The organism is Micromonospora sp. NPDC047644, assembly GCF_040704315.1.
Classification (GTDB): domain Bacteria; phylum Actinomycetota; class Actinomycetes; order Mycobacteriales; family Micromonosporaceae; genus Micromonospora.
On record NZ_JBEYSY010000005.1, the window covers coordinates 74250 to 96770 of the forward strand.

Here is a 22521-nt window from a genome sequence, read left to right on the forward strand (position 1 = left end):
GCTAGGGTGCGCGCGGTGACGGGTTGAGCACACCCCACGGCCGGTCCTGGCCGGTCGGGGTGCCGGCGGCGCTAGATTGTCCGGGTGCGTATCGCTCGTTTCGCCCATGCCAAGGGAATGTCGTTCGGTGCCGTCGAAGGCGAAGCGGAGGCCGGGCCGCAGGGCCTGACCATCGCCGAGATCGACGGCCACCCGTTCGGCAACCTCTCCTTCACCGGGGCCCGCTGGGCCCTCTCCGACGTCCGGCTGCTCTCGCCGATCCTGCCCAGCAAGGTGGTCTGTGTCGGCCGCAACTACGCCGACCACGCCGCCGAGCTCGGCAACGAGGTGCCCAAGGAGCCGCTGCTCTTCCTCAAGCCGTCCACCTCGGTGATCGGCCCCCGGGACGCCATCCGACTGCCGATCTTCTCCAAGCAGGTCGAGCACGAGGCGGAACTCGCCGTCGTGATCGGGGCGCCGGGTGCGCGCCGCGCCGACCGCGCCGCCGCCGAACGGGCCATCTTCGGCTACACCTGCGCCAACGACGTCACCGCTCGGGACCTCCAGCGGTCGGACGGGCAGTGGACCCGGGCCAAGGGCTTCGACTCGTTCTGCCCGATCGGTCCGTGGATCACCACCGGGCTGGACGTGTCCGACCTGGAGATCCGGTGTGAGGTGGGTCGCAACCCGGAGGAGATGGAGGTACGCCAACTCGGCCGGACGAAGGACATGGTCTTCGACGTGCCGGGCCTGGTGTCGTACATCTCGCACGTCATGACCCTCCTGCCCGGCGACGTCGTTCTCACCGGCACTCCAGCCGGGGTTAGCCCGCTTGTCGAGGGGGATACGGTCACCGTGCGGATCGACGGCATCGGCGAGCTCACCAACCCGGTGGTTCCCGTCGCCTGATCCGTCTGATGCCCCTGTTTCCGCAGCTCACGGGTGGTTCGGGGGGATCGGATTTGGCCTGCCGGCACCGGGAGGGTAAAGTTCACTCCCGGCGCCGCAAGGGGCCAATGGGGTATGGGGTAATTGGCAGCCCGACTGATTCTGGTTCAGTTAGTCTAGGTTCGAGTCCTGGTACCCCAGCGCTGCTGGAATTCGCGAGAATGTCCAGACGCTGGATTCTGACGGAGTTCGACTCCGCCCCTTCGGGGGCGGAGGGTGGTCTTCGGTAGAGTGCAGCTCCTCCACCGCTGAGGTGGGGGAGCAAAGTTGTTCTGGCCCCGTCGTCTAGCGGCCCAGGACGCCGCCCTCTCAAGGCGGTAGCGCCGGTTCGAATCCGGTCGGGGCTACAGCGAGCACAGCCCGTCTCACCTCGTGAGGCGGGCTGTTTCGTGTCCGCTTGTCGGGCCCGGCCCGGCGTCCTGTCGGACCCTCGCGCGACAGCGCACCCCGCGCTCGCGCCCGGGTACGGTGCCGCTAGACTACATTCGCACCGCCCGCGAGGGTGGTGAACGGAAAAGTTCTGGCCCCGTCGTCTAGCGGCCCAGGACGCCGCCCTCTCAAGGCGGTAGCGCCGGTTCGAATCCGGTCGGGGCTACAACCAAAGGCTCATCTCGCCGCCGCGAGATGAGCCTTTTCCCGTCCCACCCCACCCCCTCACCCCGGTTGATCATGAAGTTATTGCCCTCACCCTCGGCGTGTCGTGACAATAACTTCATGATCAACGAGGGCGGGCCGGGTCGGGGGGAGAGGGGCGGCGGGGGTTAGAGGCCGGAGAGGCGTTGGCCGGCTCTTACCACTGCCATGGCGTGGCGTTCGCCGGGGCGGCGGCCCAGGCGCTCGATCGGGCCGGAGATGCTGACCGAGGCGATGACCCGGCCGGTGCGGTCGCGGATCGGGGCGGAGACGCTCGCCACACCGGCCTCCCGCTCGGCGACGCTCTGCGCCCAGCCGCGACGGCGTACCTCGGCGAGGGTGCGTCCGGTGAACTTGCTGCGCGGCAGCAGCGGCATGACCGCCTCCGGCGGCTCCCAGGCCAGCAGGATCTGAGCCGCTGAGCCGGCCGTCATCGGCAGCACCGAGCCGACCGGAACGGTGTCCCGTAGACCGCTGGCGCGTTCCGCCGCCGCCACGCAGATCCGCTCGTCGGCGCGGCGCAGGTAGAGCTGCGCGCTCTCACCGGTGGCGTCGCGCAGCGCGGCCAGCAGCGGCTCGGCGGCGGTCAGCAGAACGTCCGGTGCGGCGTTCGCCAGCTCACCCAGACGGGGGCCGGGCCGCCATCTGCCCTGGGTGTCCCGCACCAGCATTCGGTGGATCTCCAGGGCCTGGGCCAGGCGATGTGCTGTGGCCCGGGGCAGCTTGGTGCGTTCGACGAGTTCGGCCAGGCTGGCGCCGTCCACGCAGGCGGCCAGGATGACCACCGCCTTGTCGAGAACGCCGACACCGCTCATACTGTGTCCCACAAGCCGAAACTTACCTCCCAGAATTTAGGATGTCCAGATGGTGGGAGTCACTCCTGAGCCGAGGACCCTGGCCGAGAAGGTCTGGGACGCGCACGTCGTACGGTCCGCCGCCGGTGAGCCGGACCTGCTCTTCATCGACCTGCACCTGCTGCACGAGGTGACCAGCCCGCAGGCCTTCGACGGGCTGCGGCTCGCCGGGCGCCGGGTGCGTCGTACCGACCTGACCCTCGCGACCGAGGACCACAACACCCCGACCGGGTACGACGACCCGGCGTTCCGCCTCCGCCGTGGTGACCTGCTCACCATCGCGGACCCCACGTCGCGTACGCAGATCGAGACGTTGCGCCGCAACTGCGCGGAGTTCGGGGTGCGGCTGCACCCGCTCGGCGACGACAACCAGGGCATCGTGCACGTGATCGGCCCGCAGCTCGGTGTCACCCAGCCGGGCATGACGATCGTCTGTGGCGATTCGCACACCGCCACCCACGGCGCGTTCGGCGCGCTCGCCTTCGGCATCGGCACCAGCGAGGTGGAGCACGTGCTGGCCACCCAGACGCTGCCGCAGAGCCGGCCGAAGACGATGGCCGTGAACGTCACCGGCCGGCTCGCGCCCGGCGTGACCGCCAAGGACCTGGTGCTCGCGCTGATCACGCAGGTCGGCACCGGTGGAGGTCGCGGGCACATCGTCGAGTACCGCGGCGACGCGATCCGCGCCCTCTCCATGGAGGGACGGATGACCATCGCCAACATGTCCATCGAGTGGGGCGCCAAGGCCGGCATGATCGCGCCGGACGAGACCACCTTCGCGTACCTCAAGGGTCGACCGAACGCGCCGCAGGGCGCGGACTGGGACGCGGCGGTGGCGTGGTGGCGGACGCTGCCCTCCGACGAGGGCGCGCGCTTCGACGCCGAGGTGACCCTGGATGCCAGCCAGATCACGCCGTTCGTCACCTGGGGCACCAACCCGGGGCAGGGCGCGCCGCTGAGCGCGCCGGTGCCGGACCCGGAGGAGTTCGTCACCGACTCGGAGCGGGCCGCCGCACGCCGCGCCCTGGAGTACATGGACCTGCGTCCCGGCACCCCGCTCCGGGAGCTGCCGATCGACGTGGTGTTCGTGGGTTCCTGCACGAACGGGCGTCTGGAGGACCTGCGGGCCGCCGCCGACGTGCTGCGTGGCCACCGGGTCGCCGACGGCGTGCGGATGCTCGTGGTGCCCGGCTCCGCCGCGGTGCGCGAGGCCGCCGAGGCCGAGGGCCTGGACAAGGTCTTCGCCGACGCCGGGGCGGAGTGGCGGTTCGCCGGCTGCTCCATGTGTCTGGGGATGAACCCCGACACGTTGAAGCCGGGCGAGCGCTCCGCCTCCACCTCGAACCGCAACTTCGAGGGCCGTCAGGGCCGGGGCGGGCGCACCCACCTGGTCTCGCCGCCGGTGGCCGCCGCCACCGCCGTGGTCGGCCGGCTGGCCGCCCCCGCCGACCTGTAGAAGGGACCGACGAGATGGACAAGTTCACCACCCACACCGGCACCGCCGTGCCGCTGCGCCGGTCCAACGTGGACACCGATCAGATCATCCCCGCCGTGTACCTCAAGCGGGTGACCCGGACGGGCTTCGCCGACGGGCTGTTCAGCGCCTGGCGGGAAGACCCGGCATTCGTGCTCAACGATGAAAACTATTCCGGGGCGTCGATCCTCATCGCCGGTCCGGAGTTCGGCACGGGGTCCTCCCGGGAACACGCCGTCTGGGCGCTACGGGACTGGGGCTTCCGCGCCGTGGTGGCCCCGCGCTTCGGTGACATCTTCCGCGGCAACGCTCTCAAGGAAGGTCTGTTGCCGGTCGAGTTGGAATTGAAAGCCGTCGAAGAGTTGTGGGACCTGGTCGAAGCGGATCCCACCACTGCGGTGACGGTCGACCTGACCGCCCGCCAGGTCCGGGCGGGGGACGCCAGCTGGTCGTTCCCGCTCGACGACTTCAGCCGTTGGCGCTTGCTGGAGGGCCTCGACGACATTGGACTCACCCTCCGCCACGGCGCCGACATCGACTCCTACGAGGCGCGCCGACTGCCCTTCCTGCCCTCCGTGGCATAGCCGTTAGGCCGTCGGCACAGCGGATTTCACCCCCATCGGTCCATCCGGTGGGGGTGAATCCGTTACGACACAAGGGCTTTTTTCTACCGAATGTTTGTGTCCAGGCAGCACAGGGCATACCGTGCGCGCAGAATGGCTCGCGACGAGTCAGTTGCACAATCGGGAGGAAGTCGTGAACAAGGCCGAGCTCATCGAGGCGCTCGCCGTTCGCCTGGGGGACCGGAAGATGGCGACGGCCGCGCTCGACGCGGTCCTCACCGAGGTCCAGGCGGCGGTCACCAAGGGCGAGAAGGTGGCGATCACCGGATTCGGAGCATTCGAAAAGCGTGTGCGTGGCGCGCGAACAGCGCGCAACCCGCGTACCGGCGAGGCGGTGAAGGTCAAGAAGACGTCAGTCCCGACCTTCCGCCCCGGCGCCGGGTTCAAGGAGATGGTGGCCAGCGGCAAGGTGCCGAAGGCCGCGGCGGCGACGAAGAAGACCGCCACCAGCACCGCCACGGCCAAGGCGGCGGGCACGAAGGCGACCGGCACCAAGGCGGCCACCGCCAAGGCGGCGGGCACCAAGGCGACCACGGCGAAGGCGGCCAGCAAGAAGACCGCCCCGGCCAAGGCGAGCAAGACCGCCACGGCGACCAAGACGGCCGCCAGCAAGAAGACCGCCCCGGCCAAGGCGAGCAAGACCACCACGGCGACCAAGACGGCCGCCAGCAAGAAGACCACAGCGGCGAAGAAGACCACCGCCGCGACCCGGTCGACCGCGGCGAAGAAGACCACCGCGGCGGCGAGCAAGAGCACGGCGGCCAAGAAGGCGCCGGCGAAGAAGGCTCCGGCCAAGAAGGCGGCCAGCAAGCGCTGACCGACAGGTACCGCGAGGGCGTCCACCGGTGGGTGGGCGCCCTTTCGGCGTACCAGGACGGCTTCTCGGCGTACGGGGACCGTTGACCGGGTTGGCCGGCTCGCGCAGAATCGCCGTGCCGGCCACCCCTGGGCCGGCCCGTCGACGGAAATGGGGCGCCGGTGCGCTACCGACAGCTCGCCACCGGCACGCTCGCGCTGGGCGTGCTCCTCCTCATCGACGTGCTGCGGGTCTGGCTGCCCGGCATCATCACCATCTTCGGCCAGGCGGCGTCCACCCCGGCCGAGCTGATGGGGGCGTTCGCCCTCGGTTGGTTCGTGCTCGCGATGGGCGCACCCGCCGTGGTCCGCCGGGTCGGAGCCCGCCCGGTCGCCGTTGTCGCCGCCGTCGCGCTCGCCGTCGCCCGGCTCGCGCTCACCGCCGCTCCCGGCGGGCGTACACAGCTCTGGTTGGCCACCGCCGGTCTGCTCGCCGGGTTGGTCTGGCTGGTCGGCGTCGCGGCCGCCACCGACCGTCCGGTACCGGGGCTGGCGTTGGGGTTCGCTGTCAACGCCGCCCTGCACGCGGTGTTGGACACCGTCGACCTGGTCTGGCGGGGTGACTGGGTGGCCTGGCTGCTCAGCGCCGTCGCGGTGGCGGTGTTCCTGGCCGGCACGGCGCAACCCGGTCGGCGCGGCGGTGCGGGTGACGCCCTCGCCGGCCCCGCTGACGCCCCTGTCGACCCCGCTGACGCCGCTGTCGGCCCTGGTGGTGGTCGGGCCTGGCTGCTGGCCGGGCCGGCGCTTCTGCTGGCCGGGATGGTGGCACTCTCCCCGGCACTGGCCCGAACCGGAATGTCGTACCTGGTCGCCGGAGACGGGGTGGCTCGTTCGCCGCTGTTCGGCCTGGCGCCGGTGCCGGTGGCGGTCGCCGGGTTCCTCTGCGCCGCGTTGACCCGGCCCCCGCGTGGGTGGGGCCGGGCGTACGGCCCGGTGGCGCTGCTCGCCGGCGCGGTGCTGTTCGCCCTCGACCGGGGCGACCTGCTCCTGCCGGCCGTCCTCCTCGCCGCGGTCGGCCTCGGTGCATGCCTCGCGCTGACCGCCGACACCGGCCAGCCTGCCGCCGACACCGCGAACGCCGACACCGCGAGCGCCGACACCGGTGCCGCCCGGCGGGGGTACGCGGTCGCCGCCGGGATGCTCGTCTTCGCGGTGGGGGCGGTCGGCTACTACTCGGCCTACGACCTCGGCTACCCCAACGCGGCGGTGCCGGTGGTGGTGGCTGTGCTGATCGCCGCCGTGGCGTTCACCGCCCGCCCCGTCGTCGACCGGCTCCCCGGGCCGTTTCCGCCGCTGCGGGCCGCCGCCGCGGTCACCGCGTTGGCCCTGCTGGCACCGGTGCTCGCTGACGAGGTGCCGGTGGCCAGCAATCGGGACGGCCCGCCGGACCGGTTGACCGTGGTGGCGTACAACATCCGGATGGGGTTCGGGCTGGACGGCCGGTTCGACCTGGCCGGTCTCGCCGAGGTGGTCGCGCGGCAACGGCCCGACGTGGTGCTGCTCAGCGAGGTCGACCGGGCGTGGCTGCTCAACGGCGGGCACGACACCCTCGACCTGCTGGCCGACCGGCTCGGCATGCCCTACGTCTTCGGGCCGGCCGCCGACCCGGTCTGGGGTGACGCGGTGCTCAGCCGTTGGCCGGTGGACGATCCGCGGACCCTGCCGCTGGCCGCCGTCGGGGCGCCCACCGGCGCGCAGGCCCTCGCCGTCACGCTCGACCTCAGCGACGGTGTCCGCGCCGCCGTCGTCATCACCCACCTGCAACCGCCGCCCGGCAAGGGCCCGGTGGTCCAGGCCCGCGCGGTCGCCGACTTCGCCACCCGGTACGCGGCCGGTCGGCCGTTGGTGGTGGCGGGTGACCTGAACACCGAACCGGGCGACGAGGCGTTCGGGGAGTTCACCAAGGCCGGCCTGGTCGACGCGTTGGCCGCCGCCCGACCACTGGCGACCAGCCCGGCGGACGACCCGCGCCAGCAGATCGACCACATCTTCGTCTCGCCCGGCCTGACCCCCGGCGATCCAGTCGCGCCGCGCAGCACCGCCAGCGACCACCTGCCGGTCGCGGTGACCCTGACCCTGCCGCCCCGCTGACGAAGGCGGGCCCTACAGGCGATCGGCGGCCAACAGCCGGTCGGCGGCGAAGGCGAGCAGCCAACCGCCGCCCTTCGGCGTGGTGAAGTCCGCATCGGTGCGGCCGGTCAGCCGCTCCAGGGCGCCCGGCAGGACCTTGCCCTGACTGCACACCGCCGACTGCCCACCGGTGCCGGCCAACTCCAGCAGCCGGGCGGCGGTGTGCAGGATCTGCTCGTCGCCCTGCTGGCCGGGTTGCGGCTCGTCCAGGTCGCCACAGACCTCGATCGGCAGATCGAGCAACGCGGCGACCGGATCGAGTGTCTGCACGCACCGTCGCGGCGACGCCGACACCAGCCGGGCCGGCCGGATCAGGGCGATCAGCCCGGCCAGCGTGCTCGCCTGGGCCCACCCCTCGGCATCCAGGGGTCGCCCGACGTCCGGGCCGGACCAGGTGGCCCGCTTACCGGCGTGCGCGTGCCGGACCAGCGCGACAGTCGCCGTCACCGACGGCAGCGCGGCGAACGCCGCCAACACCTCGGCGTCGTGCGGGTAGCTGACCAACCGGATCGCGTCGTCCACCGCGAGCCAGCGGATGTCGTCCACCTCGGTGTCCGGTTGGAAACCACCACTGGCCGCCGCGAGCATCGACCAGTAGTCGACGAGCTTGGGTTGCCCCTCGCTGCGGTAGCGCACCGACGGCAGCCGCACCTGCGGCACGCCCCGCACGTCGGCCTCCTCGGCCACCTCACGGACCGCCGCGGCCAGCGCGTGCTCGCCCGGCTCCAACTTGCCCTTCGGCAGCGTCCAGTCGCCGTAACGGGGTCGGTGCACCACGCAGACGCGTACGCCGTCGTCGGTCGGCCGCCAGGCCACCCCGCCCGCTGCCCGGATGCCCGTCACGGCAGCCAACCGGTGCGCCGTCGCCGGGTGGCCCGGTGCCAGGCAGCCGGGAGGAGACTGCGCGTCCGGCGTACCGACTGGCGTTCCCGCTCGGCCAGCCGCCCGGCGGTGACGGCCAGCTCGTGGTCGCCCGGTCGCTCGGCGGCGATCTCCAGCCAGGTGTCCGCCGCCACCGCCGCGTCCTGGTGCTCGCCGAGCACGTCCTGCACCTGGGCGAGCGCGCGGGACAGCCGCCGTGCGCCCTTGCCGACCGTCGGGGCGACCGCGTTGACCGCGTACCGGGTCTGCTTGCCCTCCTTGCGGACGGCGTGCCAGCGCTCGTCCGGCGACTGCGCGTCGAGCCCGCCGACGCCGTCCGGCCCGGTCAACCGCCGCCAGGGGCGGGCCACCAGCGCGGGTAGCGCCTGCGCGGCGGGCGCTGCCGCGCCTCGGGTGAACCGGGGCGCGCGGGCGGCCAGCACCAGGGAGTCCACCAGGGCCAGGTAGCGCGCGGAGCGCAGCATCTCGTCGATCGCGGTGAGCGCCTGCCGCTGCCGTTCGGCGAGCACCTCGTCGAGCCGGTCCACAGCGCCCCGGTCGAGCGGGCTCAGCGGGTCGGCGTCGGCGGTACGGCGCAGCCGCGCGCGCAGCACCTCGGCGTCGCGGGCCGCGCCGAGCACGCCGGCCAGCCAGCGCAGCTCGGTGCGCAGCGGGCGGGACCAGGTCTTTCGCAGCAACGGTTTGAAGGTGCGCAGATCACTGCGCAGGCGTCGGCAGGCCACCCGCATCTGATGCACGGCGGTGTCGCCACCGGCGGCCGAGGCGCGCAGCCGGACCAGCGGGTCGTGCGCCAACAGCCGACGGATCTCCTTGCGGAGCGACTCGGTCACCACGTCACCGGCGTTCGGCTCGGCGGTCAGCCCGGTCGGCGCGACCAGATCCGGATCGGCCTGCGCCGTCGCGCCCAGCGCCCGTACGTGCTTCGGCGTGAACGACCCGCCCTGGGCGCCGGCCTCGCGCAGCACCCCGCCGACCCGGTCGAGCAGCTCCCGGTCGCCGGCCTTCAGCTCCACCTCCACCTCGCGGAAGGTGTCGGTGGGGGTGCCGGAGTCGTCGAGCACCGTCACCCGGTCGTCCACCACCTCGGCGAGCACGGTGCCGGCCCGGTCACACACCTCGTACGCGTGCCGCACCGTGCGGACCACCGTCACCGGGGCCAGCGGCGCACCCCGGTGCAGGATGGTGACCAACTCCACCAGCTCCGGCGGCGGCTGCCCCTTGGACCCGGGACGGGAGATTTCGTGCCGGACGCCCGGGGTCCCGGTCGGCAGTTTCACGGTCCAGGGCAGCTCGTCACCCTTGCGGTGGCGCAGCGAGGCGCCGGACCGGGCCAGCCGCAGGTCGACGGTGTCGAGGTAGCGGGCGACGAGCGTCACCGGTGGCAGTGCCCGGACCCGGCCGCCGGCCGGGGCCGTGCCGGCCAGGTCCGGCAGCGCGTAGGCGTCGTCCACCTCGTACTTCTGCTCCTCCTCGACCATCAGCTCAGCCTATGCGCTGCACGGTCAGCTGGCCGTGCCACCGACGCGGCGCAGCAGCAGTTCCTGCAGATGGGCCCGGGCCGCGTTGTCACCGCCGGTACGCCGGGTCCAGGTCCCGTCGCCGGCCAGCTCGAACGCGTCCACGTCGGGGCTCATCGCTGCGGTGAGCACCTGGTCCAACTCGGCGCGGGCGATCGGGTCGCTCACCTGCACCAGCGCCTCCACCCGCCGGTCCAGGTTGCGGTGCATGAGGTCGGCCGAGCCCATCCAGAACTCGGCCTCACCGTTGTTGCCGAACCGGAAGACCCGGGAGTGCTCCAGAAACCGGCCGAGGATCGAGCGGACCCGGATGTTCTCCGACAGCCCCGGCACCCCCGGGCGCAGCGTGCACATGCCCCGGATGAGCAGGTCGACGTGGACGCCGGCCTGGGAGGCGCGGTACAGCGCGTCGGTCACCCCCTCGTCCACCAGGGAGTTGACCTTGAACTGGACCAGGCCGGGCATACCCAGGCGGACGTGCGAGATCTCCCGCTCGATCCGCTCGATGAGGCCGCTGCGGATGCCCTGCGGGGCGACCAGCAACCGCCGGTACGCGGTCTGCCGGCTGTACCCGGTGAGCACGTTGAACAGGTCGGTGAGGTCGGCGCCGATCTCCGGGTCGGCGGTGAGCATGCCGAAGTCCTCGTACAGTCGGGCCGTCTTCGGGTGGTAGTTGCCGGTGCCGATGTGGCAGTAGCGACGGATCTGATTGCCCTCCTGCCGGACCACCAGCGCGGTCTTGCAGTGCGTCTTCAGGCCGACCAGGCCGTAGACGACGTGGCAGCCGGCGCGTTCCAGCGTGCGGGCCCAGCCGATGTTCGCCACCTCGTCGAAGCGGGCCTTCACCTCCACCAGCACCACCACCTGCTTGCCGGCGGCGGCCGCGTCGACGAGCGCGTCGACGATCGGGGAGTCGCCGCTGGTCCGGTAGAGGGTCTGCTTGATGGCCAGCACGTTCGGGTCGGCGGCGGCCTGCTCGATGAAGCGCTGCACGCTGGTGGCGAACGAGTGGTACGGGTGGTGCACCAGGATGTCGCCGTCGCGCAGGGTGGCGAAGACGCTGCGCGGCACCTCGCCCTCGGCGAGCCGGGGATGGGTGGCCGGCACGAACGGCGGGTCCTTCAGGTCCGGCCGGTCCGCCTCCCCGTAGACCTGCCACAGCGCGGACAGGTCCAGCAGGCCGGGCACCCGGAGCACGTCCTGGTCGTCCATGTCCAACTCGCGGACGAGCAGCTCCAACATGTGGTCGGAGATGGACGCGGCGACCTCCAGCCGGACCGGCGGACCGAACCGCCGTCGGGCCAACTCCCGCTCCAGGGCCTGGAGCAGATCCTCGTCGCGGTCCTCGTCGACCTCCACCTCGGCGTTGCGGGTGACCCGGAACAGGTGGCACTCGACCACCTGCATGCCGCTGAACAGCTGCCCCAGGTGCACCGAGATGAGGTCCTCCACCGGCAACATCCGGACGCCCGGCTGGTCCCGGTCCACCCGGACGAAGCGGGGAACGTTGTTGGGCACCTTCACCCGGGCGAACAGCTTCGAACCGCCGTCGGGGTCACGGACCGCCACCGCCAGGTTCAGCGACCGCCCCGAGATGTACGGGAACGGGTGCGCCGGATCCACCGCGAGCGGGGTCAGCACCGGAAAGATGTGCTCCCGGAAGTAGGTGCGCAGCCGCTCCCGCTCGCCGTCGCCCAGATCACCCCAGCGCAGGATGCGGATGCCCTCGTCGGCCAGCTTGGGCAGCACGTCGTCGACGAAGCAGGCGGCGTGCCGGGCGCCCAGCGCGGCGGTCCGTTCGGCGATCAGCTCCAACTGCGTACGCAGGGGCAACCGGTCCCCGCCGCGCACCGGAAGGCCGGCGGAGAGCCGCCGCTTCAGCCCGGCGATGCGCACCATGTAGAACTCGTCGAGATTGCTGGCGAAGATGGCCAGGAACTTGGCCCGCTCCAGCAGCGGGGTGGCCTGGTCCTCGGCCAGGGTGAGCACCCGGGCGTTGAAGTCGAGCCAGGACAGCTCCCGGTTGAGGAACCGGTCCTCGGGCAGCGGCGGGGGCGTCGGCTCGTCGTCCTCCACCACGGGGTTCGGCAGGCCGTCCGACAGGACCGGGTGTACGTCGGCAGGGGTTCGGGGCGTGCCTTCGATCGCCGGCTCGGGTTCGATGACCTCGTCCAGCCCGGAGGAGGCGGCTCCGGGATCGTCGGCGAGCGTGTCGGCGCGGGCGGCACCGGCACGTTCGGCGCGGGACGGGCGGAAGCGCCCGTCGGCGCCGCGCGTACGGGAGCCGTTGCGGAGGTCGGTGGCGGGCGGGCGGGACGGCTGCTCGCGAGGGGTGCTCACCCGCTCATAATCACCCGATTACGGTAAACGCAAAATGAACTTGGGCTCGCCGGCTCAGATCATCGTCGGCAATGTCACCCGGACGACCTCGCCGTCGGGATCGGTGTCGATGTGGACGCGCTGCCCGAGGCGGAGAAGCCGCAGCCCGGAGGCGTCGAACGCCCGAGCGGGGAAACGCATCTCGGTGCCGTCGTCGAGCAGCAGGACACCGCTGCGCGTCGCCGCGTCGTAGCTGGCCACCGTGCCCTGCATGCTGGCACCGTACACCGGGCGGTCCGGCCGGTGGCGCGGGCTCGGCTCAGCGGGCTCGGACCAGCGGGCTCGGACCAGCGGGCGGCTCAGCCTGCGGCGCGGGCGGGACGACCGGCGGCCACCAGCGCGGCCGTGCGCGGCCCCAGCCCGAGCCGGGCGGCGGCGGCCAGGTCCGCGGCGGTGTCCACGTCCCGGCGCAGGCTGGGCCAGTCGCCGCCGAGCGGCAGCGCCCCGCTCGCCGCGTGCGCGACCGCCGAGCCCACCCCGAAACGCGGATCCAGCGGCACACCCGGCCCGGCGGTGAGCAGCACCGTGCCCCCGCCGGGCGCGTCCGGCAGGAACCGGCGTACCCCGGCTCGGCCGTTCTGCGCCGCCAGCAGCGCGCCGGCCAACTCGGCCGGGCGCAGCGCCGGCACGTCAGCGGTGATCCCGGCCACCCACCCGGCGGCGGCCCGGGCCGCACCGTGCCGGAACGCGGCGTTCAGGCCGGCATCCGGCTCGTCCGGCAGCACCCCCGCGCCGGCGGCCCGCGCCGCCCCCGCCACCCGGGCGTCGTCGGTCACCACCAGGACCTCGGCGACCGCCGGGCAGGCCAGCACCGCGCGGAGCGTGTCGGCCGCCAGGGCCAGCGCCAACTCCTCATGCGGTACGCCGGGCAGCGCGCCTCGCAGCCGGCTCTTGGCCACGGTCAGCCGCTTCACCGGCACCACCACGGCCCACCTCGGCTGAGTCACGTCCGCAATCCTGCCAGCCGGGCGGCGGGCCCCTCGCTGGCCGTACCGGGGGCGAGCAGGCATGATTTCCGCTGCGGGCGTCGCGGGCGGGATTTCGCGGCGGGTTGGGGCGCGACGAGGAGGCACAGTGGCACGGCGGAGGCTGGGGTTCTGGCAACGGTTCGCCGTGTGGCTGGTGAAGCCGGTGATGACCGTCTGGACCCGGCGTACCTGGCGTGGTCAGGAACATCTCCACGGCGACGGCGGCGTGATCATCGTGGCGAACCACATCTCCCACGCCGACCCGCTGGTGTCCGCCCACTTCATCTACGACTCCGGGCGTTGGCCGCAGTACCTGGGCAAGGCCAGCGTGTTCCGGGTGCCGGTGGTGGGCTGGATCCTGCACCGGTGCCGGCAGATCCCGGTCGAGCGGGGCAGCGTGGACGCCGTCCGCTCGCTGGACGCACTGGTCGCCGCGCTCGACGAGGGCGGCGCGGTCGTGATCTACCCTGAGGGCACCACCACGCGACAGCCGGAGCTCTGGCCGATGAAGGCCAAGACCGGTGCGGCCCGCCTGGCCCTGGCCACCGGCGCTCCGGTCGTACCGGTGGTGATGTGGGGGCCGGAACGGATCTTCGACCCGCGGACGACCCGTGTCAGCCTGCGCCCCCGGATCCCGGTGACCGTTGCCGCCGGGGAGCCGATCGACCTGAGCCGGTGGGCGGACGCCCAGCCGACCCGGGCCACCCTCGAGGAGATGACGGACACCATCATGTTGCGGCTGCGGGACATGCTCGCCGAGATCCGTGGCGGTACCCCGCCGCCACTGTGGGAGCGACCGGCCCGACCGTCCGTCGGCTCCGAGCAGCGGGACGATGCGGCATGAGCGAGCGAAGCGAGCGAATCATCGGGCTCAGTGGTGACCGTTCAGGCTGCGGCGGAGCGCAGCGGAGCGGTGGTCTGGACGAGCGAAGCGAGCGAATCATCGGGCTCAGTGGTGACCGTTCAGGCCGCGGCGGAGCGCAGCGGAGCGGTGGTCTGGACGAGCGAAGCGAGCGAATCATCGGGCTCAGTGGTGCTGGTGCCGTTCAGGCCGCCGCGCAGCGAAGCGGAGCGGTCGCATGAGCGGTCATGTTGCGGTGCTCGGTGCCGGTTCCTGGGGCACCGCGTTCGCCAAGATCCTCGCGGACGCGGGGCGGGACGTGACGGTGTGGGCCCGGCGGGCGCCCGTCGCCGAGAGCATCCGCACCGAGCGCCGTAATCCGGAGTACCTGCCCGACCTGCTGCTCCCGGCCCGGGTCACCGCCACCGCCGACGCCGCCGAGGCGATAACCGGGGCCGAGGTGGTGGTGTTGGCGGTGCCGTCGCAGACGCTGCGCGGCAACCTCGCCGAATGGGCCGGTCACCTGCACCCGGATTCCACCCTGGTGTCGCTGATGAAGGGCATCGAGCTGGGCACCACCAAGCGGATGAGCGAGGTCATCGTGGAGACCGCCGGGGTCGCCGCGGACCGGGTGGTGGTCGTGTCCGGCCCGAACCTGGCCCCGGAGATCGCCGCCGAGCAGCCCGCCGCGACGGTGGTCGCCGGGACGAACAGCGACCGCGCCACGCTCGTCCAGTCGTCGATCCGGACGCCGTACCTGCGCCCCTACACGAACGACGACGTGATCGGCTGTGAGCTGGGTGGGGCGGTCAAGAACGTGATCGCCCTGTCGTACGGCATCGCCACCGCGATGGGCTTCGGCGACAACACCCGGGCCATGCTGATGACCCGCGGGCTGGCCGAGACGGCCCGACTGGGCGTGGCGCTCGGCGCGGACCCGATCACCTTCGCCGGCCTCGCCGGCATGGGCGACCTGGTCGCGTCCTGCTCGTCCCCGCTGGCCCGCAACCGCACCTTCGGCGAGCATCTGGGCCGGGGTGAGACGTTGGGGCAGGCGCAGACCGCCACCCGGCAGACCGCCGAGGGCGTGAAGAGTTGCCTGGCGATCCGCGACCTGGCCCGGGCGCACGGCGTGGAGATGCCGATCACCGAGCACGTCGAGCGGATCTGCCACGAGGGGATGGATCCGCGGCTCGCCGTGGAGACCCTGATGAGCCGCACCGCCAAACCCGAGTCGTACGAGTGAGGAACCCGATGAGCGAGTGGGGGGACGGCACCCGCTGCGTACGTGCTGGCCTGCCCGAGCCGGCACCGGGGGACCCGTTCCTGCCCGGGCCGGTCTTCGCCGCGCCGTACCACCTCGACCCGTTCGAGGGTCAGGGCACGTCACCGAACGGCTACGGTCGCCCCGACAACCCGACCCGCCGGCTCTTGGAGGTGGCGGTGGGCGAGCTGGAGGGCGGTGACTGCCGGGTCTTCGCGACCGGTCAGGCAGCCATCACCGGCCTGCTGCTCACCCTGCTGCGGCCGGGGGACACGGTGGTGCTCCCCACCGACGGATACTTCCCGGTCCGGGCGTTCGCCACCGGCGTGCTGGAGGCGATCGGCGTACGGGTGCTGTTCGTGCCGACCGTCGGGCCGTACCCGTCGTTCGAGGGCGTCCGGCTGGTGCTGGTGGAGACGCCCGCCAACCCGGGCCTCGACGTGGTCGACGTGGCGGCCCTGGCCGAGCGGGCGCACGCCGCCGGCGCGCTGCTGGCGGTGGACAACACCACCGCCACCCCGCTCGGACAACGCCCGCTGGATCTGGGTGCCGACCTGGTGGTCGCCTCCGGGACGAAGGCGCTCACCGGCCACTCCGACCTGCTGCTGGGCTATCTGGCCAGCCGCTCCACCGAGCTGATCGACGCGGTGACGACCTGGCGTACCACCACCGGGGCGGTTCCGGGCGCGTTCGACTCCTGGCTGGCCCACCGGTCACTGGCCACTCTCGACCTGCGGTTGGCGCGGCAGAGCGCGAACGCCGCCGCGGTCGTCGAGCTGCTCGCCGGCCGGTCGGACGTGACCGGCCTGCGGTGGCCGGGGCGGCCGGACGACCCGGCGTACCCGGTGGCCTCGGCGCAGATGCGCCGGATACCGGGGGTGCTCTCGTTCGACCTGGGCGACGCCGACCGGGTGGGCCGTTTCGTCGAGGCCGCCCGGTTGGTGGCGGCGGCGACCTCCTTCGGTGGCCTGCACACCACGGCGGACCGGCGGGCGCAGTGGGGCGACGACACCGCTCCCGGCTTCGTCCGGCTCTCCTGTGGCGCGGAGGACACCGCGGACCTGGTGGCGGACATCGCCGCCGCGCTCGACGTGGCCGGACCGGTTTGACGTCTCCGTCCCCCGCCGAGCGGGCCGCCCTCGTGAGCCGGCTGCGGGCCGCGGGTTGCGTCTACGCCGAGGACGAGGCCGAGTTGCTGCTGGCCGCCGCGCGCAGCCCGGCGGCGTTGGCCGACCTGACCGACCGTCGGGTGGCGGGCGCTCCGTTGGAGTACCTGCTCGGCTGGGCGGAGTTCTGCGGCCTGCGGATAGCCGTCGAGGAGGGCGTCTTCGTGCCCCGGGCCCGGACCGCGCTGCTGGTCGAGATGGCTGCCGAGTTGACCGGCGCGGCGCCGGCCGTGGTCGACCTCTGCTGCGGCTCCGGTGCCACCACCGTCGCGCTGGCACATCGGCTCGGGCCGCGCTGGTTGGGTGCCGCCGACATCGACCCGGCGGCCGTGGCGTGTGCCCGTCGCAACGTCGCCGGGTTGGACGTCGAGGTGTACGAGGGTGACCTCTTCGCTCCGCTGCCCGAGCGGTGGCGGGGGCGGCTGGACCTGGTGGTCGCCAACGCCCCGTACGTGCCGACCGACGCGGTCGCGCTGATGCCGCCGGAGGCGCGGCTGCACGAGGCCCCGGTGGCGCTCGACGGCGGCCCGGACGGGCTCTCCGTGTTGCGCCGGGTCGGTGTCGACGCGGCCGGTTGGCTCGCTCCCGGCGGTCACCTGGTGGTGGAAGTCGGCACCACCCAGATCGACGCCCTCTGCGACGCCTTCGGCGAAGCCGGCCTGATCCCCACCGCCCACCACAACGAAGACCTGGACGCCACCGCCCTAACCGCCCGCCGCCCCGCCTAACCCACCCCCGGCGCCCGTGCCCCCCGGCGCCCCGACCCGCAACCCCCTGACCCGCGTCGATCATGGAGTTGTGGTGCCTGGTTGGTGCGGGTACGAGTCATTTGTCCCTCACCACAACTCCATGATCGACCCAGCCGGGCTGTCGGGTTTGTGGCCACGGTGAGGCTGGTGGGGCCGCCCGGGCGTGGCGGGGGAGAGGGGTTGGCACTAGCCTCGGCTCACACTCATGACGGCAGGAGGCGGTTTCGGTGGGCAGCGCAGGGGTGCCGGTGGTCGTCGGCCTGGACAACGGCGGCACCAGCAACAACGCCACGGTGCTGACGATGGACGGCCGTTTCCTGGTGGACGGGCTGCTGGAGATCCCGAGCGAGGTGCGGGCCGGGCCGGAGGCGGCGATCGAGGCGTTGGCTCAGGCGCTCGACGGCGCCCTGGCGCAGACCGGCGTGCCGCGTGACCTGGTCCAGGCGGTCGGGCTGGACACTCCCGGCCCGGCCAGCGCCGACGGCGTCATCTCGTCGCGGGGCTCCACCAACTTCTCCCAGCCGGCCTGGCGCGGCTTCGACGTGCGAGGGGCGCTGGAGCGACGGCTCGGGCTGCCGGTGATCTATCACAACGACGGCAACGCGGCAGCGCTCTACGCCCACCACGTCTACTTCGGTGCCGACGCGATGAGCCGCTCGTCGGTGTCCGCGATCGTCGGCACCGGCCTGGGTGGCGGTGTGGTCGAGAGCGGTCGGGTGATCGCCGGTGCGGCCGGGATGGCCGGGGAGCTGGGCCACGTGCACATCCCGCTGAGCGGGTTGCTCGGCCCGGGTCAGCCGGAGCCCACCTGTGCCTGCGGCTTCACCGGAGACGTCGAGAGCGTCGCCTCGCTGACCGGCATCGAACGCAACCTGCTGCCGTACTGGTTGACCCGGTACCCCGACCACCCGCTCGCCGCCGAGCCGTTGGCCCGGGCGGCAAAGCTGGTCCGGGGGTACGGCGAGCGGGAGGACGCTCTCGCGCGGGACCTCTTCACCCAGCAGGCGATGGCGCTGGGGCGGCTGTTCACCGTCGCCGCGAACTTCAGCGACCCGCACGCGTACTTCGTCGGCGGCGGAGTGGTGGAGGCGGCACCGGAGTTCCGCGACTGGTTCCTGGCGACGGTCCGCGAGCACACGGTGCTCCGCGAGGAGCAGGCGGCGGTGGCACACTTCGCCCTGGTGCCGGATCGGGACATGGCCGGTGCCCGAGGGGTCGCGATCGCCGCGCTGGAGGCGCTACGCGCCACTCCGGAGCCCCGCCCGCTGGTTGCCTGAGCCGGCGCGGGCCTCGGCCCGCACCGGCCCGGCGCCTCCGGTCGACACACAGGTGCCGCCTGGTCGAGGGCGGCCCAGGCGGCACCTGCGGTCAGTGGTGCGGTGCCGCCTGGGCGAGGGCGGCCCAGGCGGCACCTCTGGTCAGGGCTGCGGCGGCGCCTGGGCGAAGGCGGCCCAGGCCGCCGTTGGGAACAGCAGGGCCGGGCCGGCCGGGTCCTTGGAGTCGCGCACGGCAACGAGCCGCGGGATCGCGGCCACCTCCACGCAGGCGCCTTCGTCGCCGCTGCGGCTGCTCTTGCGCCACCGCGCCGTGGCCAAGGCCGCTGTGATCATCGGGGTCATCGGGTCCTACCGTCCCTTCAGGACTGACAGGAGCATCTCGCGGCTGTCCGCCGGGCTGAGCGCCACGCTTCGGAGATGCTCCATGATCTTGGTGCAGGTACGCGTCTCGCCCGCGCGGTCGAGGATCATCTGACCCGCGACGGTCTCCACCGAGGCGATGATCGGGTCCTCCGGGTCGGCGAACTCGAGGATGTGCAGGGAACCCCGGGTGCCCCGGTGGTAGCCGGCGGAGAGCGGGATCACCTGGACGCTGATGTTCGGCAACTCGGCCATCTTGACCAGGTGCCGTAGTTGCCCATTCATCACCGACTGGTCACCGACCGGCCGGAGCAGCGCGCCCTCGTCGATGATCGCGTCGAGGATCGGCGGCTGGTCGGCGGTGAGCCGCTGTTGTCGGTCGAGCCGGATCTTGACCCGCTGCTCCACCAGGTCGTCGCCGAGGGTGTGCGGCCCGCCGCGCATCACGCCACGGATGTAGTCGGCGGTCTGCAACAGGCCGGGCACCACCGAGGGCTCGAAGTTGGCGATGGCGGTCGCCTCGGCCTCCAGTGCGATGAAGTCGATGGTGCGTGGATCCAGCAGGTAGGAGTACGACACCCACCAGCCGGGCTTACGGGCGTCCTTGGCGAGCTGCACCGCCGCAGCCACCTCCTCGGCACTCACCCCGTACGACGTGAGCAGGGCGCGCACGGTGGCGGGGCTGATCAGGGTCTGGGCGTTCTCGTAGCGGGAGAGGGTGCTGCGGGTGCTGTTGATCTCATCCGCCGCGGTCTCCAGCGTCAGCCCGGCGGCTTCCCGGTGGTGGCGCAGGGCGATGCCGAGCCGGCGGGCGCGGGCGGTCTTCGGGGCCATGCATCGATGGTCGCATACATTTGCGGGAACGTCTGCATGAGAGAACGTCGATGGGAGTTGCATTCACGCCTATACACGTGTCAATCTGTTATGGCGTCCTCACCGCCGGTTGTCGTGGCGACGGTGGTGGTGAGCGACCGGAGGGGATGGGGCGCGCGGCGATCGGGTTTCTCCCCCGTACCCGATCGTCGCGTGCCGCCCCTCCACCCCGGCCTGCCGGAAGGAGACGACGTGCGAACCCGCCCGGAGCCCTCCGCCGTACCCTCGGGCGGAGTGCGATGACCCGCTTCCTCGTGGTGCTCACCGACGTGCGTCCCGTCGAGGGCGTCAACCGCAACGAGCGGGTCGCGCCGGAACGGCGCCGGCAGGTCGTCGGCGCCAGCAGTCGGGAGGCCGCCGACCGCATCGCCGGCGCGTTCATGGCGCTGGGCATGGTGCGGGCCGGCCGGCAGCGGGTGAAGGTGATCGCGGTCGGCCGCCGGCACTCCCGGGACTGAACAGCCCCAGGTCGGCGGTCGGTGACACGGCTACCGCCCGATTACGCACCGTATATCCTCTCCTGACTGGTTGCCGTGTCGTCCCGTGGCTCGCCGGGTATCGCCTCGCCCTGCGGCCACGCACAGTAAGGTCAACCGGGTGAGCGCCACCGGCGAGCACGACCAGCCGCAGTCGCGTACGAAGAGGTGACCGGAGTGACCACCCCAGGCAAGACCCGCGTGGCGATCGTCTTCGGCGGACGCAGCCCGGAGCACGGCATCTCCTGCGTCAGCGCCGGCAGCGTGTTCGGCGCACTCGACCCGGACGAGTTCGAGGTGGTGCCGGTGGGCATCACCCGGGCCGGCCAGTGGGTGCTGACCAACGGAGACCCCGCCCAGCTCGCGATCAACGCCCGTCAGCTGCCGGAGATCACCGCCGACTCGGGTGACGACATCGTGCTGCGCGCCGACCCCACCGGTAACGGGCTGATGGTGCTCGACCCGACCGAGGGCCCCCGGGCGCTGGCCGACGTGGACGTGGTCTTCCCGGTGCTGCACGGCACCTACGGCGAGGACGGCACCATCCAGGGAATGCTGGAGATGGCCGGCATCCCCTACGTCGGGGCGAACGTGTTCGCCTCCGCGGCCGCCATGGACAAGGAGTTCACCAAGAAGCTCTGTGCCGTCGAGGGCATCCCGGTCGGCACGTACGCCGTGCTGCGCAACGGCATGACGCTCAGCGAGCAGGACAAGGAGCGGCTCGGCCTGCCGGTCTTCGTCAAGCCGTCCCGGGCCGGTTCGTCGTTCGGCGTCAGCAAGGTCACCGACTGGGCCGAGTTGGATGCGGCCGTCGCCGCCGCCCGGCAGTTCGACCCGAAGGTCATCATCGAGGCCGCGATCGTCGGCCGCGAGATCGAGTGCGGGGTGCTGGAGGGCGAGGCCGGTGGCACGCCAGAGGCGTCCGTGCTGGCCGAGGTGCGGGTCGTCGCCGACCACGACTTCTACGACTTCGAGGCGAAGTACCTCGACGACTCCTGCGAGTACGACATCCCGGCCAACCTGCCGGAGAAGGTGACCCGCCAGGTGCAGGAGTACGCGGTCCGCGCGTTCACCGCGCTGGACTGCGCCGGTCTCGCCCGGGCCGACTTCTTCGTCACCGACGAGCTGGACGTCTACCTCAACGAGATCAACACGATGCCCGGCTTCACTCCGACGTCGATGTTCCCGCGGATGTGGGCGGCCTCCGGCCTGGAGTACCCGAAGCTGGTCAACCGGCTGATCCGTACCGCCCAGCGGCGCGGCGTCGGCCTGCACTGAGCAGTCCGAACCCCGCCCGCGCCGGTCAGCCGGCGCGGGCGGGGTCGGTTCGGGTTCAGCGCTGGCAGCCCGACGGGATCGCCCCGCCGGAGGGCACGCTCGCCACGATCGTGCTGGAGATCGTCGGCAACCACTGCAACGGCTGCTCGTACGAGCGCGGGACGCGCACGGTGATCAGCGTCTCCCGGTCGACAGTGGAGAGGACCGCCGCGTCGGCCTGGTCGGCCAGGTGCCAACAGACCCGGTTGACCGTCCAGACCTCGTCGGTGCTGGGAAACGTCGGTTCGGTGCCGCCGCAGGCCACGGTGAGCGCGGGGTCGCCGTAGGCGGCGTTCTGCTCCGGGCCGGCGGTGACCGGTCGCTGGGCCAGGTCGCGGATGTTCGCCGGAAGCTGCGAGAGCAGGGCCCGGCAGACCGTGGCCGGTCGGGCGGCCAGCGCCGGGGCGGCCATCTCCACCGGGGTGGTGGACTGCACCCGGGTGGTGGTCGCGGAGGGCGTCGGCGCGGCGGCCGGCGCGTCCGGACTGAGCTTGCTGAAGGCCAGCACGGCCACCAGCAGCGTGATCGGCAACGCGATCAACGTGGCCAGCAGAGCCGCGCCACGCATGGTCCGATCCCGGCCGGCCGGCGCGGCGGCGGCGGGATCGGTCGACTCGCGGTTACCGTCAGCCGGCTCGGGCGTCCCGTCGGCCGCGTCGCGCGCCCCGCCGTCGTCCAGAGCCGAGGAGGAGGTCGTCATCTCGTCCACTTACAGCCGCACCACCGAACACGTGAGGGTGCGGGTGATGCCGGGCACCATCTGCACCTTGCTGACGATGAGTTTGCCGAGCTCGTCGACGGTGTTCGCCTCGGTGAGGACGACCACGTCGTACGGCCCGGTGACGGCGTCGACGCGTACCACGCCGGGGATGTCCGCGATGAGACCCGCCACGTCACGTGCGCGGCCGACCTCGGTCTGGATGAGGATGTACGCCTGTACCACGACTCGACCTCCG

The 22521-nt window shown here is 72.5% G+C and carries 22 protein-coding genes and 3 tRNA genes; 15 read left to right on the forward strand and 10 right to left on the reverse strand.

The genetic code is table 11. From position 1 onward, the window contains the following. Positions 1-84 precede the first annotated feature (84 nt). From AB0877_RS09845 to AB0877_RS09860, 4 genes are all read left to right on the forward strand, one after another. The gene (locus AB0877_RS09845; RefSeq protein ID WP_366608205.1) at positions 85-888 is read left to right on the forward strand and encodes a fumarylacetoacetate hydrolase family protein; all 804 of its coding nucleotides are present in this window, start codon (positions 85-87) and stop codon (positions 886-888) included. 108 nt (positions 889-996) lie between these two features. Further along, positions 997-1068, forward strand: a tRNA-Gln gene (locus AB0877_RS09850). A 133-nt stretch (positions 1069-1201) separates the two neighbouring features. After that, positions 1202-1274: transfer RNA gene (locus AB0877_RS09855), tRNA-Glu, on the forward strand. Between the two features lie 175 nt (positions 1275-1449). After that, positions 1450-1522 (forward strand) — tRNA-Glu (locus AB0877_RS09860). A gap of 166 nt (positions 1523-1688) precedes the next feature. On the opposite strand, the gene AB0877_RS09865 is transcribed toward AB0877_RS09860, so the two are convergent. Further along, positions 1689-2375: an IclR family transcriptional regulator gene (locus AB0877_RS09865; protein ID WP_007456408.1), complete on the reverse strand. Its 687-nt coding sequence runs from the start codon at positions 2373-2375 to the stop codon at positions 1689-1691. A 49-nt stretch (positions 2376-2424) separates the two neighbouring features. Here AB0877_RS09865 and leuC point away from each other — a divergent pair, with 49 nt between their 5' ends. The 4 genes from leuC (at position 2425) to AB0877_RS09885 (ending at position 7457) form a co-directional block, all read left to right on the forward strand. Further along, positions 2425-3870, forward strand: a complete 1446-nt coding sequence (leuC, locus tag AB0877_RS09870; protein WP_366608206.1) for a 3-isopropylmalate dehydratase large subunit — start codon at positions 2425-2427, stop codon at positions 3868-3870. A gap of 14 nt (positions 3871-3884) precedes the next feature. Next, positions 3885-4472: a 3-isopropylmalate dehydratase small subunit gene (leuD, locus tag AB0877_RS09875; protein ID WP_366608207.1), complete on the forward strand. Its 588-nt coding sequence runs from the start codon at positions 3885-3887 to the stop codon at positions 4470-4472. A 172-nt stretch (positions 4473-4644) separates the two neighbouring features. Continuing rightward, the gene (locus tag AB0877_RS09880) at positions 4645-5328 is read left to right on the forward strand and encodes an HU family DNA-binding protein (protein ID WP_366608208.1); all 684 of its coding nucleotides are present in this window, start codon (positions 4645-4647) and stop codon (positions 5326-5328) included. A 161-nt stretch (positions 5329-5489) separates the two neighbouring features. Continuing rightward, positions 5490-7457 (forward strand): endonuclease/exonuclease/phosphatase family protein, encoded by a 1968-nt coding sequence (locus AB0877_RS09885; RefSeq protein ID WP_366608209.1) that lies wholly within the window; start codon positions 5490-5492, stop codon positions 7455-7457. Between the two features lie 12 nt (positions 7458-7469). On the opposite strand, the gene AB0877_RS09890 is transcribed toward AB0877_RS09885, so the two are convergent. The 5 genes from AB0877_RS09890 to cofC form a co-directional block, all read right to left on the reverse strand. After that, on the reverse strand, positions 7470-8348 hold the full coding sequence (locus AB0877_RS09890) for an NUDIX hydrolase (protein WP_366608210.1): 879 nt from the start codon (positions 8346-8348) through the stop codon (positions 7470-7472). Then, the gene (locus AB0877_RS09895) at positions 8336-9856 is read right to left on the reverse strand and encodes a CYTH and CHAD domain-containing protein (RefSeq protein ID WP_366608211.1); all 1521 of its coding nucleotides are present in this window, start codon (positions 9854-9856) and stop codon (positions 8336-8338) included. Before AB0877_RS09895 ends, AB0877_RS09890 begins: the two co-directional genes overlap by 13 nt. 24 nt (positions 9857-9880) lie before the next feature. After that, positions 9881-12235: an RNA degradosome polyphosphate kinase gene (locus AB0877_RS09900; protein ID WP_366608212.1), complete on the reverse strand. Its 2355-nt coding sequence runs from the start codon at positions 12233-12235 to the stop codon at positions 9881-9883. Positions 12236-12289: 54 nt separating this feature from the next. Then, positions 12290-12487, reverse strand: a complete 198-nt coding sequence (locus AB0877_RS09905; protein ID WP_355172353.1) for a cold-shock protein — start codon at positions 12485-12487, stop codon at positions 12290-12292. Positions 12488-12573: 86 nt separating this feature from the next. Continuing rightward, positions 12574-13221 (reverse strand): 2-phospho-L-lactate guanylyltransferase, encoded by a 648-nt coding sequence (cofC, locus tag AB0877_RS09910; RefSeq protein ID WP_366608213.1) that lies wholly within the window; start codon positions 13219-13221, stop codon positions 12574-12576. Between the two features lie 127 nt (positions 13222-13348). Between cofC and AB0877_RS09915 the strand changes: the two genes are divergently transcribed. The 5 genes from AB0877_RS09915 to AB0877_RS09935 all read left to right on the forward strand — a co-directional run bounded on the left by AB0877_RS09915 (position 13349) and on the right by AB0877_RS09935 (position 18539). After that, entirely contained in the window at positions 13349-14086 is a 738-nt protein-coding gene (locus tag AB0877_RS09915; protein ID WP_366608214.1) for a lysophospholipid acyltransferase family protein, read from the forward strand. 235 nt (positions 14087-14321) lie between these two features. Continuing rightward, positions 14322-15329 (forward strand): NAD(P)H-dependent glycerol-3-phosphate dehydrogenase, encoded by a 1008-nt coding sequence (locus tag AB0877_RS09920; protein ID WP_366608215.1) that lies wholly within the window; start codon positions 14322-14324, stop codon positions 15327-15329. 8 nt (positions 15330-15337) lie between these two features. Further along, positions 15338-16456: a cystathionine gamma-lyase gene (locus tag AB0877_RS09925; RefSeq protein ID WP_366608216.1), complete on the forward strand. Its 1119-nt coding sequence runs from the start codon at positions 15338-15340 to the stop codon at positions 16454-16456. After that, on the forward strand, positions 16453-17241 hold the full coding sequence (locus AB0877_RS09930) for a putative protein N(5)-glutamine methyltransferase (RefSeq protein ID WP_366608217.1): 789 nt from the start codon (positions 16453-16455) through the stop codon (positions 17239-17241). Before AB0877_RS09925 ends, AB0877_RS09930 begins: the two co-directional genes overlap by 4 nt. 248 nt (positions 17242-17489) lie before the next feature. Beyond that, entirely contained in the window at positions 17490-18539 is a 1050-nt protein-coding gene (locus AB0877_RS09935; RefSeq protein WP_366608218.1) for an ROK family protein, read from the forward strand. Between the two features lie 141 nt (positions 18540-18680). Here AB0877_RS09935 and AB0877_RS09940 read toward each other — a convergent pair whose 3' ends face one another. Both AB0877_RS09940 and AB0877_RS09945 read right to left on the reverse strand, forming a co-directional pair. Then, positions 18681-18881: a DUF397 domain-containing protein gene (locus AB0877_RS09940; RefSeq protein ID WP_366608219.1), complete on the reverse strand. Its 201-nt coding sequence runs from the start codon at positions 18879-18881 to the stop codon at positions 18681-18683. 6 nt (positions 18882-18887) lie between these two features. Next, entirely contained in the window at positions 18888-19733 is an 846-nt protein-coding gene (locus AB0877_RS09945) for a helix-turn-helix transcriptional regulator (protein WP_091393087.1), read from the reverse strand. Positions 19734-20011: 278 nt separating this feature from the next. Here AB0877_RS09945 and AB0877_RS09950 point away from each other — a divergent pair, with 278 nt between their 5' ends. Together AB0877_RS09950 and AB0877_RS09955 are read left to right on the forward strand one after the other, a co-directional pair. After that, the gene (locus AB0877_RS09950) at positions 20012-20230 is read left to right on the forward strand and encodes a hypothetical protein (protein WP_030335309.1); all 219 of its coding nucleotides are present in this window, start codon (positions 20012-20014) and stop codon (positions 20228-20230) included. Positions 20231-20425: 195 nt separating this feature from the next. After that, entirely contained in the window at positions 20426-21526 is a 1101-nt protein-coding gene (locus tag AB0877_RS09955) for a D-alanine--D-alanine ligase family protein (RefSeq protein ID WP_366608220.1), read from the forward strand. A 55-nt stretch (positions 21527-21581) separates the two neighbouring features. Here the strand turns inward: AB0877_RS09955 and AB0877_RS09960 are convergent, their stop codons facing one another. Both AB0877_RS09960 and AB0877_RS09965 read right to left on the reverse strand, forming a co-directional pair. Beyond that, complete coding sequence (locus AB0877_RS09960; protein WP_366608221.1) at positions 21582-22274, reverse strand: DUF3515 family protein; 693 nt, start codon at positions 22272-22274, stop codon at positions 21582-21584. After that, positions 22275-22508 (reverse strand): Lrp/AsnC ligand binding domain-containing protein, encoded by a 234-nt coding sequence (locus tag AB0877_RS09965; RefSeq protein ID WP_030487446.1) that lies wholly within the window; start codon positions 22506-22508, stop codon positions 22275-22277. It abuts the gene before it with no gap. Positions 22509-22521: the final 13 nt, after the last annotated feature.